Raw genomic sequence first — 15981 nt, 5'->3', positions numbered from 1 at the left:
CCTCAGGCGGCGAGCGCCGCGTCGCTGACGAACATGTTGGTGCGGCGCTCATGCGCGAAACTGCTGGCTGGGCCGTGCCCGGGGATGAAGGTGGTATCGTCGCCCAGCGGCCACAATTTGGTGACGACCGAGTCGAGCAATTGCGGATGGTTGCCGCGCGGAAAGTCGGTGCGACCGACCGATCCGGCGAACAACACGTCGCCGACCAGCGCCAATTTGGAGGGCGCGTGGTGGAAGACGACGTGGCCCGGCGTGTGGCCAGGCGTTTCATAGACATCGAGCACCAGATTGCCGACGGTGACGGTGTCGCCCTCGACCAGCCAGCGATCGGGCTCGAAATTGACGCCGGTGATGCCGTATTGCGCACCACTTTCGGACAGGGTCGAGGTGAGAAAACGATCCTCCTCATGCGGCCCCTCGATCGCGACGCCGAGCTGTTCGGCGAGCGGCTTGGCCTCGCCGCAATGGTCGATATGGCCGTGGGTGAGGAGGATCTTCTCCACCGTCACCTTGTGCTGCGCGGCGGCGGCGAGCAGCTTGGGCAAGTCGCCACCCGGGTCGACGAACGCCCCGCGCATCGTCGCGGTACACCAGAGCAAGGTGCAATTCTGTTGCAGCGGCGTCACCGGGATGATCGTGGCGCGGAGCGGCGGCTGGGGGGGCTGAGCGGTCATACCCCCTGAAATACGGTGAGTGCGGCGGAAAACCAAGCGCGCGAAAACCAAGGGTTGCCGACAGGGGCGTCGCCGGGGCATTTGTTACACGACATTATGCAAATGCAACCGCCCAACCCGCTTGTACTGCGGAGCCCGTTCGTCCTGCTGGACGACGCGCGCGATGGCGGCGCGGCGGCGCGGCTCTATTGCGATCCGGTGCGACTCGTCACGGCGCGATCGGTGTCCGAAGTCCGCCCGGCGCTGGAGGCGCTGCGCGCCGCGCGGGCTGGCGGGCTGCAGGCCGCCGGATTCCTGTCCTATGAAGCCGGAGCCGCGTTCGAGTCGGTCGCAGGTGCCGAGCCGGACGAGGCCGCCGCTCCTTTGCTGTGGTTCGGCCTGTTCGAGCGCTACACCGAAATCGCCGCCGACGCGGTGCCGACAATGTTGCCCGATCCGGAGGGGGCGTGGATCGGTGCGCCCGAACCTGCGATCGACCGCGCGACCTATGATGCGCATTTCGCCGCCGTACAGGCGCGCATCGTCGCCGGGGACCTGTACCAGGCCAATCTCACCTATCGCGCGCACGCCCGCATCCTCGGCGATCCTTTGTCGCTGTACGCGCGCCTGCGCAGGGCGGCGCGCGCCGGGTTTGGCGCGCTGATCGATACCGGGGCGGAGCGGATCCTCTCGCTTTCGCCAGAACTGTTCTTTTCGCTGGAAGGCGACACGCTGCTGTGTCGGCCGATGAAGGGCACGGCGCGGCGCGGCGATAGTGCCGATGCCGACCGCGCGATTGCCGCGGCGCTGGTCGACGACCCCAAGCAGCGCGCCGAAAATTTGATGATCGTGGACTTGATGCGCAACGATCTGGCGCGCGTTGCCCGCGCCGGCTCGGTCGCGGTGCCGCGTTTGTTCGAGGTGGAAAGCTATCCGACGGTGCATCAATTGGTCTCAACCGTCACCGCGACGATCGCGCCCGACACCGACGGGGTCGACGTGCTGGCGGCGCTGTTTCCGTGCGGATCGATCACGGGCGCACCCAAGATCGCAGCAATGGAGGCGATCGCCGCGATCGAAGGGCGCGCGCGCGGGCTTTATACTGGCGCGATCGGCCGGTTCGATGCGGATGGCGATGCCATGTTCAACGTCGCGATTCGCACGCTGACGCTGCCGTATGGCGCAGAGCACGCCCGCTTTGGCGCGGGCGGTGGCATCGTCGCCGATTCGGTCGCGGCCGAAGAATGGGATGAAGCGCGCGCCAAGACCGACTTCCTCACCCGCGACGCGCGCGCGTTCGACCTGATCGAAACGATGGCGTTCGACCCCGAACACGGCGTCTTGCGGCTGGACCGCCACCTCCGGCGGCTTGCGGCGAGTGCGCAGGCGTTCGGCTTCGCGTTCGACCGGCACGGCACGCGCAATGAGCTGCAGGCGGCAACCTTCCGCCTGCGGACGCGGCGCAAGGTCCGCCTGGTGCTGGCACCAAGCGGCGCGGTCGCGATCGAAATCGCCGAAATGCCCCCCGCTCCGGATCGACCTGTCTCGGTCGCGGTGGTTCCCTTGCCGGTAACGCCCGCCGATTTTCGCCTGCGCCACAAGACCAGCGACCGTGCCTTTTATGATCAGGCGCGTATTGCGGCGGGCAGCGATGAAGTGGCGTTCGTGCGCCCCGACGGACGGCTGACCGAGGGGAGTTTCACCTCGCTGTTCGTGCCACGTGGGGATGTCCTCGTAACGCCGCCGCTGGAGGACGGACTGTTACCGGGGGTGTTGCGCGCCGACCTGCTGGCGCAGGGGCGAGCGATCGAGGGTGTGCTGACCGAGGCTGATCTGGCGCATGAATTTTTCGTCGGCAACGCCCTGCGCGGACTGATTCGTGCGCGACACACGGTTGCGGCAACGCCGCTAGCGGGATAAGCGCTCGCGCGAGTTCCCCGCCGCCACGGCTTTTTCCCAAGGCTCTTTCTTATGCATCCTTCCGCCGCGCTCGCCCGCATCAAGCCATCGCCGACGCTGGCGATCACCACGCGCGTGCAGGAATTGAAGCGCGCAGGCGTCGACGTGATCGGCCTGGGCGCGGGCGAGCCCGATTTCGACACGCCCGATTTCGTGAAGGAAGCCGCGATCAAGGCGATTCGCGACGGCCAGACCAAATATACCAATGTCGACGGCACGCCCGAGTTGAAGGCGGCGATCGTCGCCAAATTCGCGCGCGACAATGGCCTGAGCTATACGCCCGACCAGATCAGCGTGAATGTCGGCGGCAAGCACACTTTGTTCAACGCAATCGTCGCCACGGTCGATGTCGGCGACGAAGTGATCGTGCCCGCGCCCTATTGGGTGAGTTATCCCGATGTCGTGCTGTTCGCGGGCGGCACGCCGGTGTTCGTCGCGGCCGGGCCGGAGCAGGGTTACAAATTGCGTCCCGAGCAGCTTGAGGCCGCGATCACCCCGCGCACCAAATGGGTGATCCTCAATTCGCCGTCCAACCCGACCGGGGCCGCCTATAGCGCCGCCGAGTTGAAGGCGCTGGGCGAAGTGCTGGAGCGCCACCCGCATGTGTGGATCTTCGCCGACGATATGTATGAGCATATCCTGTATGACGGCTTCGAATTCACCACGATCGCGCAAGTGTGCCCGTCGCTGTATGAGCGCACGCTGACGGTCAATGGCTGCTCCAAAGCCTATGCGATGACCGGCTGGCGCATCGGTTATGCAGGCGGCGCGTCGTGGCTGATCAAGGCGATGTCCAAGCTGCAGTCGCAATCGACCAGCAACCCGTGCTCGATCGCGCAGGCCGCCGCCGTTGCGGCGCTCAATGGCGACCAGAGCTTCCTCAAGGACCGTGCCGCCGCCTTCCAGGTGCGGCGCGATCTGGTCGTGTCGATGCTGAACGCGGCCGAGGGCATCACCTGCCCGAAGCCGGAGGGGGCGTTCTACGTCTATCCCGAATTCTCGGCCTTGATCGGCAAGACCACCCCCTCGGGCAAGCTGATCGACAGCGACGAAGCGTTCGTTGCCTATCTGCTCGACGATGCCAAGGTCGCCGCGGTGCAGGGGGGGGCGTTTGGCCTGTCGCCAGCGATGCGCATTTCCTATGCGACCTCCGATGCGCTGCTGCGCGAAGCCTGCGAACGCATCCAGACGGCCTGCGCAAACGTACGGTGAGCCATTGGTTCAGCTTTTAGCAACGATTGGTTGCTGAAAAGCCTCTTGCGAAACGATTGGACAATGCCGATTTGCTGCGTCGCAGCGATCGGCATGGAGCCGACCGCGAAAGGGTCTACAATGCGCAGCGTTTTGAAGTCGGGTTTCTTGTGGCAGTTTGCGGGTGGTTTCGCCTTGGGCGCGATCGCGCTGGTAACGCTGCACCCGACCGAAGGCGCGCGGGCAACCACCCCGACCGAGGCAAAGGCCGCCGCTACGCGCTGATCGTCGGCTCGGTCGCCGGATCGTCGTCGCGCGCGTCCGGCATAGGCGTCGAATCACCCCCGCTCTTCTGCCGATAGCGCCGCGCGAGCAGCGCGGCCCCGAGCAGAAATCCGCCCGGCACCAGCACCACCGCCGCCGCCAGCCCAATCCGGTTCCAGTTCGTGTCTTTGCGGTCCATCCGGAGCGCTTAGACGATCATGCCAGATCCGCTGTCACAAAATCGGCGCAGCGTTCGCCGATCATGATCGAAGGCGCGTTGGTGTTGCCCGAGATGAGCTTGGGCATGACCGAGGCATCGGCCACGTACAGCCCCTCGACGCCACGCACGCGCAACCGCGGATCGCACACTGCGGCGTCATCCGATCCCATGCGCGCGGTCCCGACCGGGTGGTACACCGTATCGGCGCGCGCGCGGATCAGCCGCTCCAGCGCATCATCGTCGCTCAAATCGATCGGGTAGCGGTCGCGGCCCTTATGGTTGCTGAGCGGCGCGGTCTCGAGAATGCGGTACATCGCGCGCACGCCGCGCTTCATCACCTCCATATCGCGCGAATCGCTGAAAAAGGCGGGGTCGATCAGCGGCGCGGCGCGCGCATCAACCGAGGCGAGGCGCACCGTGCCGTGGCTTTCGGGCCGGAGCACGCAGACGTGACAGGAAAAGCCATGTCCCGGCACCTTGGTGCGGCCATGATCCTCAAGCGCCGCGATCACGAAATGCAGTTGCACGTCGGGGGCGGGCGCATCGGGCGTCACCGTCAGGAACGCCCCCGCCTCGGCAAAGGGCGTTGTCATCATGCCCTGCCGCTTGCGCAACCATTGGAAAAACGCGCTGCCCATCGCCAACGTGCCCTTGAGCGACGAACCGACAAAGTCCGTTCCCGGCGTCTCGAACGCCGCGACATAATCGATATGGTCCTGCAAATTGGACCCGACCGCAGGCCGGTCGACGCGCACCGCGACACCCTTTTCGCGCAAATGCGCGCCGGGACCGATCCCCGACAGCATCAGCAATTGCGCGGTCCCGAACACGCCGCCCGCCAGAATGACGCCGCGCCGCGCGCGAATCACTTTCGATTGGCCATCCTGCAAATAGGCGACGCCCCACACGCGCCCCTCATCAAACAGGACGCGCTCGGCGGTGACGCCGGTCAGGATATGCAGATCGGGATTGGCCGGGCGATCCCCCAGATAAGCGCGCGCCGAGGTCCAGCGCTCGCCATTCTTCTGCGTCACCTGATACAGGCCAATGCCTTCCTGCCGCTCGCCATTGAAATCCATGTTGCGCGGGATTTGCAGGCTCGCCCCCGCTTCGATGAAATCGAGGCTGCCGGGATTGGCGAATTTCTGGTCGCTCACCCACAAGGGCCCGTCACCACCATGATAGGCATCGCCGCGCCGCACATTGTGCTCGCTGCGTTTGAACCAGGGCAGCACCTCGTCATATGACCAGCCCGGACACCCCATCGCCGCCCAATTGTCATAGTCCCAGCGATTGCCGCGAATATAGATCATCGCGTTGATCGCGCTCGACCCGCCCAGCCCCTTGCCGCGCGGCTGATGCCCACGCCGACCGTTCAGCCCGGCTTGCGGCACGGTTTCGTAGTTCCAGTTGGTCTTGTCGGTCTGAAAAGCGAGGAAGGCCGGAATGCGCGTGCGCAACCCCGTGTTGCGCCCGCCCGCCTCGAGCAAGGCGACCGAGAATTTGCCGCCTTCGCTCAGCCGCCCGGCCGCCGCCGCTCCGCCAGATCCGCCCCCGACGACGACGATGTCGGCTTCTTCCATTCGACCTCTCCCCACCCTGGTACTTTAGCGTACCCCGTCTGTGTTTTTTCCGTCTGCCATGCCGTCCAAGCGTACGCGCCACTGCGCCTTGATCGTCTCCGACGTGTCGCGGCTGCCATCATGGCTCCACCCCGGCGGCATCACCAGATAGCCGAGCTTGGCACGAAGCCCGGGCGCGCGCCACACATCCTGTGCGATGCCGATCCATTCATGGAACGCCGCCCATAACAGGTTGAAGCTGCCGAGATTCTTGACGATGCCATAGTGGGGCCGGTCATCGGCGCGCTCGGGTTCGAAGGTGCCGAACATCTTGTCCCACACGATGAACACCCCGGCATAATTGGTGTCGAGATAGCGCGGGTTGGTCGCGTGGTGCGCGCGGTGGTGCGACGGCGTGTTCATCACCGCCTCGAACCAGCCGGGCATGCGGTCGATCACCTCGGTGTGGATCCAGAATTGGTAGATCAGGTTCAGCCCCGCCACGAAGAAGATCATCGCCGGAGGAAAGCCGATCAGGAACAGCGGCAGGCGGAAGATGAACCCCATCGAAACAAAGCCGGTCCAGGTCTGCCGGAGCGCGGTCGACAGATTATAATGCTGGCTCGAATGATGGATGACATGGCTCGCCCAGAACCAGCGCACGCGGTGCGCCGAGCGGTGGAAGACGTAATAGGACAGATCGTCGAGGACGAAGGCGAGCACGAACCAATACCATTGGTAGCCAATGTCGAAGAGCCGGAACTGCCACACCCACAATGCCATCGCATACACCAGCCCGACCGACAGCGCACCCGCAAGGGTGCTGCCCAGCCCGAGCAGGAGCGAGGTCAGCGTATCGCGCGGTTCATAGCGGGTGCGGTCGCGCAGCCGCGCCACCACCATCTCGACCAGCACCAGCGCAATGAAGCCGGGCACAGCATAAGGGACAGGATCGGGCAGCTCCATGGATGCTACTTACACCCTTGTCAGCACCCCTTTGTCAATGCAGCGTGACGACCACATCGCGCGGTCGCCCGGCCGAGGCTTCGATCGCGCGCACCTCGGCGTCGGTCACGCCGAACAGCAGCACGCTGCCGAACAGCCGCTCGCCCGTTTCGATCCGCACGCCCTCAATGCCCTGGCTGAGCGCGAGCGGCGCGATCAGGCGACGCGCGGCGATCCGGGCACCGTGGCGCTTGAGCACCGCGATGGTGCCATTGCCCGCCACCAGCCCCGCGCCGCCATCTGTGCCGATCACCGCATCATGCGCGACAAACCCCGCTAGCATTTGCTCGGCGGTTTCGCGGGCTTGCGCCACGCTCGCAATCCGGCTCTCGCCCAGCCGCAGCCAGCGCGCGATCAGCGCGAGCGCGATCACGCCCGCAAAACTATAGCCGAGTTGCGTCCAGCTCATGCCGCCGTGGAAAGCGCATCGAGCAACGGCCGCAGACCGGTCAGATCATAGCCCGCCGCTGCCGCCTTCGCCATTGCCGCATCGGGATGCGCCCCCGCCTTCACCGCCGCCAGCGCCCACAAATTGCACGAGCGCGTGCCCGATCGGCAATACGCCAGCACCGGTCCCGTCGCCTCGGCCAACACCGCCGCCATCGCATCGATTTGCGGGTGCGAGAAACCGGCATGAGTGATGGGGATGGCAGTATAGCCAAGCCCGGCAGCCGCAGCGGCGGCGGCGATTGCGTCACCGGTCGGCTGGCCGACATCCTCGCCATCGGGGCGGTTGTTGACGATGGCGGTGAAGCCGGCTGCGGCGAGATCCGCCAGATCCTCGCGCGAAATCTGCGGCGCAACGGAGATGGTGGCGTCAATGGTGCGAAGTGTGGTCATGCCCTAAGCTTAGCCAAGCAACCGCTCACGTATCCAGCGTAATCTCGTCCCAAGGCTGTTCGGCATGATAGATTAGCCAGTTCAGCGCCTGGTGCCGTTCCATCGCGACATCATCGCTCAATCCTGCGGGTGGTGGAAGAGCGTTGATCCGGGCATCGACCAATGCCCAGCGATAAGAATAGATCAAATCCGCTTGGTCCAAGATTTCCGCAGTCGATCGCAAATGCACCTTGGCCAGCAACTCGGCACGATCGTGCTCGTCGAGAATGCGTGCAATCGCGGCGGCATCGCACTGGTCGCGCGGCGGGCCCAGATGATCGACCAAGCCCAGCGCCCAGAACAAGGTGTTAGCGGCTTCATAGCGCCAAATGCTGACCGCGCGTTGCTTCTCGGTCGGCGCTGGATTTTTCAGAAAACGCGCTTCCTCTGGCGACAACCACTTCGTCAGAGCATAGCGTCGAATCAGTCGTTCGATCTGCGCCTGCTCGAGGCCCTCGCCCTTCAGCGCGACAAGGGTGGTCGCCACGGCGCGCATTGTCACGTCTTCCCGCGACGGCAGCACGACTTCGCGCTCGGACTCAATAACCGGAAGCGTCGCGTTGATGGGAACCCCCTGCGCGCGCATCACCGCGTTGGATCGCGTCCGTCGCGCTTGCGCATCCTCTCCCGCACGAACACCTGGAGACGAATCACCCGCCGTCGGGTGCCCGATTCGGGCCGCCCCGATCTCCGCAGCGAATGCGCCACCGCTAATCGAGAGTGCCGTGATAAAGACGAGAAGGCGCTTCATGGCGTCCGTCGTATCACCGCCAGAAACGCCTCGCCATAGGCCTCCAGCTTGCGCGTGCCGACACCCGTAATCCGCCCCATTGCCGCGAGGGACGCGGGGCGCAGCGTCGCCATTTCGCGCAGCACCGAATCGTGGAAGATCACATAAGGCGGCACGCTCGCTTCCAGTGCGAGTTCGCGGCGCTTGGTGCGCAGCGCCTCGAACAGGGGATCGCCGCTCGGGTTGAGCTGCGCGCCGGTCCCGCCGCGCGTCCGCCGCGTGCGCTTGGGCGGCACGATCAGATCGACGCGCTCGCCTTCCTTCAGAATGCCGCGCGCGCCGGGCCCGAACTCCAGCCCGCCAAAGTCGTTGGCGCGGAGCGCGTCGCGCAGCAACAGCGCGCGCCCGACCGGCTTGATCAGCGCCGCTTCCTCCGGCGAAGACGCGATGCCGAACACGCCGAGCGATTCATGCCCGTTCATCAGGCTGCGCTCGCTCGACTGTCCCATCAGAACCTGTTCGATATAGCCCGCGCCAAAGCTCTGCCCTGTGCGAAACACCGCGGAGAGGAATTTCCTCGCCACCTCCGTCGCGTCGACCGCCGCCGGAGGGTTGAGGCAATTGTCGCAATTCCCGCACGTATCGGGGCTGTCATCGCCGAAATGCTTGAGCAGGATCTTGCGCCGGCACCCCGCCGTCTCGGCCAGCGCGCCCAAGGCCGCCAGCCGCTGCCGCTCGCCCGGCTGGCGTGCGGGTTCGACCTCGCCAATCCGCTGCCGCGCGCGCGCGAAATCCTCCGCCCCCCAGAACAGATGCGCCACCGCCGGGTCGCCATCGCGCCCCGCGCGGCCCGTTTCCTGATAATAGGCCTCGATCGACTTTGGCAGCCCGGCATGCGCGACGAAGCGCACATCGGGCTTGTCGATGCCCATGCCGAACGCAACCGTCGCGCACATCACCATGTCTTCGCTCGCCACGAAATCGGCCTGGTTGCGCGCGCGCACCGCTGGGTCGAGCCCGGCATGATAAGCCCGCGTCGGCCGTCCGGTCTTGGCCAGCGCCTCGGCCATCTTCTCGGTGCCAGCCCGACTCTGGACATAGACGATGCCCGCCCCCGGCGTTTCCGCGATCAGATCGGCGATCTGGCGCGTGGCATTGTCCTTGGGGCTGATGCGGTACTGGATATTGGGCCGGTCGAACCCGGCGACGATCATCCCGTCGTGCGGAATGCCGAGCTGGTCGAGAATGTCGGCGCGGGTATGCGCGTCGGCGGTCGCGGTCAGCGCGAGCCGCGGCACCTCGGGAAAGGCATCGAGCAACGGGCGCAGCAAACGGTAATCGGGGCGGAAGTCATGCCCCCATTCGGACACGCAATGCGCCTCGTCGATCGCGAACAGCGCGAGCGGCGCCTGCCCCAGCAAATCGCGAAAGCTGCCACTCGAGGCGCGTTCGGGCGCGACATAGAGCAAATCGAGCTCACCGCGCCGGAAACGCGCGATCGTCTCCATCTGGTCGGTATCGACCGAGGTCAGCGTCGCCGCGCTGATCCCGATCGCAGTCGCCGCGCGTAACTGATCGTGCATCAGCGCGATCAGCGGCGACACCACGACGCAGGTGCCGGGAAGGGCGAGTGCCGGAAGCTGATAGCAGAGCGACTTGCCCGCCCCCGTCGGCATCACCGCCAGCGTGTTCTGCCCGGCCAGCACGCGCTCCACCACCGATCCCTGCACCCCGCGAAAGGCGGGAAAGCCGAAGGTCGATTGCAATATGGGGAGGGGGTCGAGCGTCATGCCCCGATCTAGCGTGCCCCGCCCCGAAGCGTAAGGGGCACACCCACGCAATTAACCGGGCGCTCACAATCCGGTCGTAAACTCACCGCATCCCGAAACCCGGACCGGCTGGGGGTGCCGTGCACGCGACAATGACGATGGTTTGGGACGGTATCGGCTGGCTTGTCGGCTATTGGGCGAATCAACTCGGCGGAACCTTCTTCGGCACGGGGTCGACACTGTCGATTTTCGGGCTGGTGGTGACGGTGCTGATCGCCGCGTTCCTGGCGGTGCCGCGCGGGCGGCGGGCGATGCCCCGGCTGGCTGTGTGGCGGCGCGCGCTATTCCCCCGCCGGATCTTCTCCAGCGCCTCGGGCCGCGCCGATCTGTGGTGGTTCGCATTCAGCCTGTTCGGCTATGGGCTGCTGTTCGGCTGGGCAGTGCTGTCGAGCGTGCAGATCGCCGCGCTGCTGCGCGGCATGATCGGCCCGGTCGCGCCGCTCGGCCTACCGCCGATGGTGGCGGGCGCGGTGCTGACGCTGTTGCTCTACCTCGCTTATGAATTCGCCTATTGGCTCGACCATTATCTCAGCCACGCCGTCCCGCTGCTGTGGCAGTTCCATGCGGTGCACCATTCGGCCGAAAGCCTGTCGCTGTTGACGACTTTTCGCGTCCATCCGGTCGACACGCTCGTCTTCGCCAATATCACCGCCATCATGATCGGGGTAACCCAAGGACTGGCCGGTCCGCTGCTGGGGGAACCGCGCGGCGTGACGATCAGCGGCGTCAATGCCCTGACGATGATCGGCGCGATCACGCTCACGCATGTGCAGCATTCGCATCTGTGGGTGACGTTCGGCCCGCGCTGGGGCCGGTGGCTGCTGAGCCCGGCGCACCACCAGATCCACCATTCGATCGACGTGCGGCACCACAATCGCAATTTCGGCAATACCTGTGCGGTGTTCGACAGGCTGTTCGGCACCTTGTACCTGCCCGCCGCACGCCGCGAGCCACTGCGCTTTGGCGTGGAAGGGGGCGGCGCGCGGCCGCATGGCTGGCGCACTGCGCTATTCGCGCCTTTCGGCAAGGCCTGGGCGCTGCGGCCGCGCACCCTACGCCCCCTTGCGCAACCCGATCCACCCCGTGCAAATGCGGGACATGGACACCGTTATCGACAACAAAGCTGAGGCCGAATTCGAACTGACCGTCGGCGGCAAGCGCGCCGTCGCGGCCTATCAGATGGAGGGGGATACGATCGTCTTCACCCACACGATCGTGCCCAAGGCGCTGGAGGGCCGCGGCGTCGGCTCCAAGCTGATCCGCGCCGCGCTCGATTCAGCGCGCGACCGGGGCCTGAAGGTCATCCCGCAATGCCCGTTCGTCGCGGCCTATATCGAGAAGCATCCGGAATATCGCGAATTGCTGAAGTAAAAGCGCTGCCTCTCCCCGTTCGTTTCGAGCGAAGTCGAGAAACCAGGCACAGCGCTTGCGGCTGTTTCTCGACTACGCTCGAAACGAACGGAGAATTCGGGAGGATCCGCCGCGCGTCTCGCCCCTACTCCGCCGCCACCGACTCCTCCGCCCGCTCTTGCGCCTGGCGGTTCCACATTTCCGCGTACAGCCCGTTCTTGCGCAGCAGCACCGCATGGCTGCCGCGCTCGACCACGCGCCCGGCTTCCAGCACGACGATCTCGTCGGCATGGACCACGGTCGACAGGCGGTGCGCGATCACGATCGTGGTGCGGCCGCGTTCGATTGCCTGCAGCGTGTCGAGGATCTCGCCCTCGGTGCGGCTGTCGAGCGCGCTGGTCGCTTCGTCCAGGATCAGCACCGGCGGGTTCTTGAGCAGGGTCCGCGCGATCGCCACGCGCTGCTTCTCGCCGCCCGACAGCTTTAGCCCGCGCTCGCCGACACGCGTCGCATAGCCCTCGGGCTGACGCTCGATGAACCCCGCAATCGCCGCCCCGCGCGCGGCGGCCTCGATCTCGGCCTGCCCGGCCCCTTCGCGGCCATAGGCGATGTTGTAGCCGATCGTGTCGTTGAACAGCACGGTATCCTGCGGCACGATGCCGATCGCCGAGCGCAGCGACGCTTGCGTCACCTGCGCGATGTCCTGCCCGTCGATGGTGATGCGCCCGCCGGTCAGATCGTAGAAGCGGAACATCAGCCGCGCGAGCGTCGATTTGCCCGCGCCCGACGGACCGACCACCGCCAGCGTCTTGCCCGCCGGAATATCCAAGTCGATGCCCTTCAGGATCGGCATCCCCGCATCATAACCGAAGCGCACATCCTCGAAGCGGACATGCCCGCGCGCCACCAGCAGCGGCGTGGCAGCGGGTGCATCGACCACCTCCGATTGCGTATCGATCAGGTCGAACATGGCGCCCATGTCGATCACGCCCTGGCGGATCGTGCGATAGACCATGCCGAGCAGATCGAGCGGGCGGAACAGTTGCGACAGCAATGTGGACACGAACACCACGTCGCCTGCCGAGAACTTGCCGCCGCCCCAGCCCCAGGCGACGAACGCCATCCCGCCGCCGAGCATCAGATTGGTGATCAGCGCCTGCCCGACGTTGAGCCATGCCAGCGAATTTTCGGAAATGACCGCAGCATTGGCATAGGCCGCCATCGCCGCGTCATAGCGCTTGCCCTCGCGCTCCTCCGCCCCGAAATATTTGACCGTCTCGAAATTGAGCAGCGAATCGACCGCATGGCTGACAGCACCCGTGTCGAGATCGTTCATCCGCGTGCGCAGAGCCGCGCGCCAGTCGGTCACCATCCGGGTGAACCAGATATAGGCGACCACCATTACCATCGTCGCCGCGACCAGCCCCCAGCCGAAGCTCGAACGGAAGATGTTGAGCACCAGCAGCAGTTCCAGCACCGTCGGCGCGATGTTGAACAGCATGAAATACAGCATCGTATCGATGCTCTTGGTGCCGCGCTCGACCACCTTGGTCACCGCACCCGTGCGCCGCTCCAGATGGAAGCGCAGGCTGAGCTGGTGGAGGTGGCGGAACACGCTCGCCGCCAGCCGCCGCGTCGCATCCTGCCCGACGCGCTCGAACACCGCATTGCGCAGATTGTCGAACAGCGTCGTCGCGAAGCGCGCACCGGCATAGCCGAGCACCAGCGCGATCACGATCCACATGGCCGAGCGCTCCCCTTGCGCCATGCGGTCGACCGCCCATTTCAGCGTATAGGCGCTGACATAGACCTGGGTGACCTTGGACACCGCGACCAGCAGCATCGCCGCTACGATCCGCAGCCGCAGCATCGGCGCATCGGCCGGCCACAGATAGGGCAGGAAGCGCTTGAGCGTCGGCAGCATGGGCCGTTCGGGCGCGGTCGAGGAGGTGGCGGTATCGGGGGGCATGTTTCCCTCATGTAAGCGCAGTCAAGCGGTATCCCAAGCGCTTCATGGAACAAGCAAGGCGTCTCGTCGGTTTTACAGGCGAACGGAGACGATCATGGAACCGCTGTTCTACGTCATGGCGATCATGGGTTGCGGCGACGGCAGCACCGCCTGCCAGCAGGCCCGCGTCGAGCCCGCGCATTACCAATCGATCCGCGCCTGCCAGATGGCGATGCCCGCCGCCTTGGCGCGCAACAGCGATATCGATTACCCCGTCGTCACCGCCTCGTGCCGCGCGACCGGCGCGCGCCTGGCCCAGGCCACCCCGCGCACGCCGCGCGGATGATTCCCAGCACGCGCGGCGCGTGATAGGCTCGTGCTTCGCAAGCGGGGCCGATTTTCATGCGTAAACTCTTTGCCGTCGCCGCCGGGTCGCTGGTCGCGTTCGCGCTGGTTGCCCTGTTCGATTTCATCGGCAGCGCGCTCTATCCCGTATCGGGCGACATCAATGCCGCCGATCCAGCGACGCTGGCCGCGCTCATCGCCAGCATTCCCCTGCCCGCCAAACTGCTGATGGTCGCGGGCTGGCTGGCCGCGCCGCTCGGCGGTGCCTGGCTCGCCTTGCGCATTGCCGACGGACATTGGGTCGGCTGGGTGGTGACCCTGGTGTTTCTGGCGGCGGGCCTGGTCAATCAGGCGATGCTGCCGCATCCGCTGTGGATGCAGGTGTGCGCGGTAGTGATGCCGCTGCTCGGCGGCTGGCTGGCGCAAAAGCTGCACCACAAGCCCTATCCCGGCGAACCCTTGCTCGGCTGAATCAGCGCGGCCGCGTCCACAGCGCGGGGTCGCGCGGCTGCGGCGGGTAGAGCCTCGCGCGCTGCCGCGCCTCGCGCCATGCGCGCACGATGAAACCGATCTTGGCGAGGCCCGAGGTGCTCACCCGCCGGTCCCAGGCGCGCGCGCCGAGCGCCGCCACCTTGCGCCCGATCGCCCCATAAATCCCCGCCGCCGCCAGCACCGCCCAGGCCGAGCGGAAGGCGAGGGCCGGGGTGCCAAGCCGCGCGCTCGCCTCATAGCGCGCCGCCAGCCTGCCCAGCCGCTCGCCCAACTGCCCGAGCCGTTCGCGATGCTGTGGCTCAAGCAGGTCGTCCGCTGGAATCTCCAGCTCCTCCAGCCACGCTTGCGGCACATAACACCGCCCGGCGCGCGCATCCTCGGCCACGTCGCGCGCGATATTGGCGAGCTGGAACGCCAGCCCGAGATCGCACGCGCGGTCGAGCGTCGCCTCGTCATCGGCGGGCACGCCCATCGCCAGCGCCATCATGCAACCAACCGCGCCCGCGACATGATAGCAATATCGATACAGATCCTGCTCGGTCTGCGGCCGCCACCCTTGCGCGTCGAGCGCGAAGCCTGCGATCAGGTCGCGCGCCAGCGCCGGGGGCAACGCCGTCTCGGCGGCAAAGATCCGCAGCGCATCGAACGCCGGGGCCCCCACCACGATCCCGGCCAGCGCCGCCTCGGTCAGCGCCGAGATTTCGGCGAGCCGCGCCGGGCCGTCGCTGACCCCGGTCATGTCGTGGCCATGGTCCTGTCCGTCGGCAATGTCGTCGCACGCGCGGCACCAGGCATAAAGCAGCCACGCCCGTTCGCGCGTCTTCGGCGCGAACAAACGGCTGGCCGCGGCAAAGCTCTTCGATCCGCGCGCGATCGATTCCTGCGCGGTCGCGACGATCGCATCGCGCGAAGGCGCAGCCGCGCTCAAAGGTCGCGCGCGCCAATCTTGGTGATCGTCTCGATCGGCTCGTGGCTGCCCATTTGCGCCAGCAGCCCGTCAAGCGCGCTGTCGATCAGCAGGATCCCGGCATGTTGCGGCCGCAGGAAACCGACGCTCGCCATATGGTGATAGAAAGCGATCAGATGGTCATAATAGCCCGCGACATTGAGCAGCCCGACCGGCTTGGCGTGATAGCCGATCTGCGCCCAGCTCAGCGCCTCCCACAATTCGTCCATCGTGCCGGTGCCGCCGGGGAGATTGATGAAACCGTCGGACAGGTCGGTAAACGCCTGTTTGCGCTGGTGCATCGTGCCGACGACATGGAGTTCGGTGAGGCCCTGATGCGCCACCTCGGCATCGACCAAAGCCTGCGGGATGATGCCGATCACTTCGCCGCCCGCGGCCATCGCCGCATCGGCCACCGCGCCCATCAGCCCCAACCGACCGCCGCCGTAGACGAGACCGATGCCGCGCTCGGCCAGCGTCCGGCCAACCTCTTTCGCGCACGCGATATACACCGGGTCCGCCGGCGTCGCCGATCCGCAATACACCGCCAGACGCTTCATGACGGGCTCCCCTCCCTGGAAGGGAGGGGCTGGGGGTGGGTGGGGTGA

At 66.2% G+C, this 15981-nt stretch carries 18 protein-coding genes; 7 read left to right on the top strand and 11 right to left on the bottom strand.

The annotated features are described in order from the left end of the window. Positions 1 to 2: 2 nt before the first annotated feature. Positions 3 to 674, bottom strand: a complete 672-nt coding sequence (locus ON00_RS12035; protein WP_010406045.1) for an MBL fold metallo-hydrolase — start codon at positions 672 to 674, stop codon at positions 3 to 5. Between the two features lie 96 nt (positions 675 to 770). On the opposite strand from ON00_RS12035, the gene pabB reads away from it, so the two are divergent. From pabB to ON00_RS20905, 3 genes are all read left to right on the top strand, one after another. Then, positions 771 to 2573 carry an aminodeoxychorismate synthase component I gene (gene pabB / locus ON00_RS12030; RefSeq protein ID WP_010406044.1) on the top strand — a complete coding sequence of 601 codons (1803 nt, stop codon included), beginning with the start codon at positions 771 to 773 and terminating at the stop codon, positions 2571 to 2573. A 51-nt stretch (positions 2574 to 2624) separates the two neighbouring features. Beyond that, entirely contained in the window at positions 2625 to 3824 is a 1200-nt protein-coding gene (locus ON00_RS12025; RefSeq protein WP_010406042.1) for a pyridoxal phosphate-dependent aminotransferase, read from the top strand. A 120-nt stretch (positions 3825 to 3944) separates the two neighbouring features. Then, the gene (locus tag ON00_RS20905; protein WP_169313332.1) at positions 3945 to 4088 is read left to right on the top strand and encodes a hypothetical protein; all 144 of its coding nucleotides are present in this window, start codon (positions 3945 to 3947) and stop codon (positions 4086 to 4088) included. Here the strand turns inward: ON00_RS20905 and ON00_RS12015 are convergent. From ON00_RS12015 to recQ, 7 genes are read right to left on the bottom strand one after another with little or no spacing between them, the layout of a single operon-like run. After that, on the bottom strand, positions 4078 to 4266 hold the full coding sequence (locus tag ON00_RS12015) for a hypothetical protein (RefSeq protein ID WP_010406040.1): 189 nt from the start codon (positions 4264 to 4266) through the stop codon (positions 4078 to 4080). The two genes, ON00_RS20905 and ON00_RS12015, sit on opposite strands and share 11 nt — an antisense overlap. Positions 4267 to 4283: 17 nt before the next feature. Then, the gene (locus ON00_RS12010; RefSeq protein WP_010406039.1) at positions 4284 to 5870 is read right to left on the bottom strand and encodes a GMC family oxidoreductase; all 1587 of its coding nucleotides are present in this window, start codon (positions 5868 to 5870) and stop codon (positions 4284 to 4286) included. Between the two features lie 24 nt (positions 5871 to 5894). Beyond that, on the bottom strand, positions 5895 to 6815 hold the full coding sequence (locus ON00_RS12005) for a sterol desaturase family protein (protein ID WP_010406038.1): 921 nt from the start codon (positions 6813 to 6815) through the stop codon (positions 5895 to 5897). A gap of 34 nt (positions 6816 to 6849) precedes the next feature. Continuing rightward, positions 6850 to 7263 (bottom strand): ABC transporter permease family protein, encoded by a 414-nt coding sequence (locus ON00_RS12000; protein WP_010406037.1) that lies wholly within the window; start codon positions 7261 to 7263, stop codon positions 6850 to 6852. Beyond that, positions 7260 to 7694: a protein tyrosine phosphatase family protein gene (locus ON00_RS11995; RefSeq protein ID WP_010406036.1), complete on the bottom strand. Its 435-nt coding sequence runs from the start codon at positions 7692 to 7694 to the stop codon at positions 7260 to 7262. The genes ON00_RS12000 and ON00_RS11995 overlap by 4 nt, the downstream gene beginning before the upstream one ends. Positions 7695 to 7719: 25 nt before the next feature. Further along, the gene (locus ON00_RS11990) at positions 7720 to 8484 is read right to left on the bottom strand and encodes a DUF4272 domain-containing protein (protein ID WP_083834102.1); all 765 of its coding nucleotides are present in this window, start codon (positions 8482 to 8484) and stop codon (positions 7720 to 7722) included. Then, positions 8481 to 10253 (bottom strand): DNA helicase RecQ, encoded by a 1773-nt coding sequence (gene recQ / locus ON00_RS11985; RefSeq protein ID WP_010406034.1) that lies wholly within the window; start codon positions 10251 to 10253, stop codon positions 8481 to 8483. The genes ON00_RS11990 and recQ overlap by 4 nt, the downstream gene beginning before the upstream one ends. A 131-nt stretch (positions 10254 to 10384) precedes the next feature. Here recQ and ON00_RS11980 point away from each other — a divergent pair, with 131 nt between their 5' ends. After that, positions 10385 to 11419: a sterol desaturase family protein gene (locus ON00_RS11980; RefSeq protein ID WP_050810916.1), complete on the top strand. Its 1035-nt coding sequence runs from the start codon at positions 10385 to 10387 to the stop codon at positions 11417 to 11419. Beyond that, positions 11391 to 11663, top strand: coding sequence for a GNAT family N-acetyltransferase (locus ON00_RS11975; RefSeq protein WP_010406032.1), 273 nt, complete (start codon positions 11391 to 11393; stop codon positions 11661 to 11663). The genes ON00_RS11980 and ON00_RS11975 overlap by 29 nt, the downstream gene beginning before the upstream one ends. A 124-nt stretch (positions 11664 to 11787) precedes the next feature. Here ON00_RS11975 and ON00_RS11970 read toward each other — a convergent pair whose 3' ends face one another. Next, complete coding sequence (locus ON00_RS11970; protein ID WP_010406031.1) at positions 11788 to 13611, bottom strand: ABCB family ABC transporter ATP-binding protein/permease; 1824 nt, start codon at positions 13609 to 13611, stop codon at positions 11788 to 11790. Positions 13612 to 13705: 94 nt separating this feature from the next. On the opposite strand from ON00_RS11970, the gene ON00_RS11965 reads away from it, so the two are divergent. Further along, positions 13706 to 13936 carry a hypothetical protein gene (locus ON00_RS11965; RefSeq protein ID WP_010406029.1) on the top strand — a complete coding sequence of 77 codons (231 nt, stop codon included), beginning with the start codon at positions 13706 to 13708 and terminating at the stop codon, positions 13934 to 13936. 56 nt (positions 13937 to 13992) lie between these two features. Further along, positions 13993 to 14406 (top strand): hypothetical protein, encoded by a 414-nt coding sequence (locus ON00_RS11960; RefSeq protein ID WP_010406026.1) that lies wholly within the window; start codon positions 13993 to 13995, stop codon positions 14404 to 14406. A gap of 1 nt (position 14407) precedes the next feature. Here the strand turns inward: ON00_RS11960 and ON00_RS11955 are convergent, their stop codons facing one another. Together ON00_RS11955 and ON00_RS11950 are read right to left on the bottom strand one after the other, a co-directional pair. Next, positions 14408 to 15355 carry a phytoene/squalene synthase family protein gene (locus tag ON00_RS11955; RefSeq protein WP_010406024.1) on the bottom strand — a complete coding sequence of 316 codons (948 nt, stop codon included), beginning with the start codon at positions 15353 to 15355 and terminating at the stop codon, positions 14408 to 14410. Then, positions 15352 to 15933 carry an LOG family protein gene (locus tag ON00_RS11950; RefSeq protein WP_010406023.1) on the bottom strand — a complete coding sequence of 194 codons (582 nt, stop codon included), beginning with the start codon at positions 15931 to 15933 and terminating at the stop codon, positions 15352 to 15354. Before ON00_RS11950 ends, ON00_RS11955 begins: the two co-directional genes overlap by 4 nt. Between the last annotated feature and the right edge of the window lie 48 nt (positions 15934 to 15981).

The organism is Sphingomonas echinoides ATCC 14820, from assembly GCF_000241465.1.
Classification (GTDB): Bacteria; Pseudomonadota; Alphaproteobacteria; order Sphingomonadales; family Sphingomonadaceae; genus Sphingomonas; species Sphingomonas echinoides.
This window is presented reverse-complemented; position numbering and strand designations above follow the sequence as displayed.

Bases quoted from the DNA above. Each gene is read 5' to 3' on its own strand.
- ON00_RS12035 (WP_010406045.1), bottom strand. From the start codon at position 674: ATGACCGCTCAGCCCCCCCAGCCGCCGCTCCGCGCCACGATCATCCCG.
- pabB (WP_010406044.1), top strand. From the start codon at position 771: ATGCAAATGCAACCGCCCAACCCGCTTGTACTGCGGAGCCCGTTCGTC.
- ON00_RS12025 (WP_010406042.1), top strand. From the start codon at position 2,625: ATGCATCCTTCCGCCGCGCTCGCCCGCATCAAGCCATCGCCGACGCTG.
- ON00_RS20905 (WP_169313332.1), top strand. From the start codon at position 3,945: ATGCGCAGCGTTTTGAAGTCGGGTTTCTTGTGGCAGTTTGCGGGTGGT.
- ON00_RS12015 (WP_010406040.1), bottom strand. From the start codon at position 4,266: ATGGACCGCAAAGACACGAACTGGAACCGGATTGGGCTGGCGGCGGCG.
- ON00_RS12010 (WP_010406039.1), bottom strand. From the start codon at position 5,870: ATGGAAGAAGCCGACATCGTCGTCGTCGGGGGCGGATCTGGCGGAGCG.
- ON00_RS12005 (WP_010406038.1), bottom strand. From the start codon at position 6,815: ATGGAGCTGCCCGATCCTGTCCCTTATGCTGTGCCCGGCTTCATTGCG.
- ON00_RS12000 (WP_010406037.1), bottom strand. From the start codon at position 7,263: ATGAGCTGGACGCAACTCGGCTATAGTTTTGCGGGCGTGATCGCGCTC.
- ON00_RS11995 (WP_010406036.1), bottom strand. From the start codon at position 7,694: ATGACCACACTTCGCACCATTGACGCCACCATCTCCGTTGCGCCGCAG.
- ON00_RS11990 (WP_083834102.1), bottom strand. From the start codon at position 8,484: ATGAAGCGCCTTCTCGTCTTTATCACGGCACTCTCGATTAGCGGTGGC.
- recQ (WP_010406034.1), bottom strand. From the start codon at position 10,253: ATGACGCTCGACCCCCTCCCCATATTGCAATCGACCTTCGGCTTTCCC.
- ON00_RS11980 (WP_050810916.1), top strand. From the start codon at position 10,385: ATGACGATGGTTTGGGACGGTATCGGCTGGCTTGTCGGCTATTGGGCG.
- ON00_RS11975 (WP_010406032.1), top strand. From the start codon at position 11,391: ATGGACACCGTTATCGACAACAAAGCTGAGGCCGAATTCGAACTGACC.
- ON00_RS11970 (WP_010406031.1), bottom strand. From the start codon at position 13,611: ATGCCCCCCGATACCGCCACCTCCTCGACCGCGCCCGAACGGCCCATG.
- ON00_RS11965 (WP_010406029.1), top strand. From the start codon at position 13,706: ATGGAACCGCTGTTCTACGTCATGGCGATCATGGGTTGCGGCGACGGC.
- ON00_RS11960 (WP_010406026.1), top strand. From the start codon at position 13,993: ATGCGTAAACTCTTTGCCGTCGCCGCCGGGTCGCTGGTCGCGTTCGCG.
- ON00_RS11950 (WP_010406023.1), bottom strand. From the start codon at position 15,933: ATGAAGCGTCTGGCGGTGTATTGCGGATCGGCGACGCCGGCGGACCCG.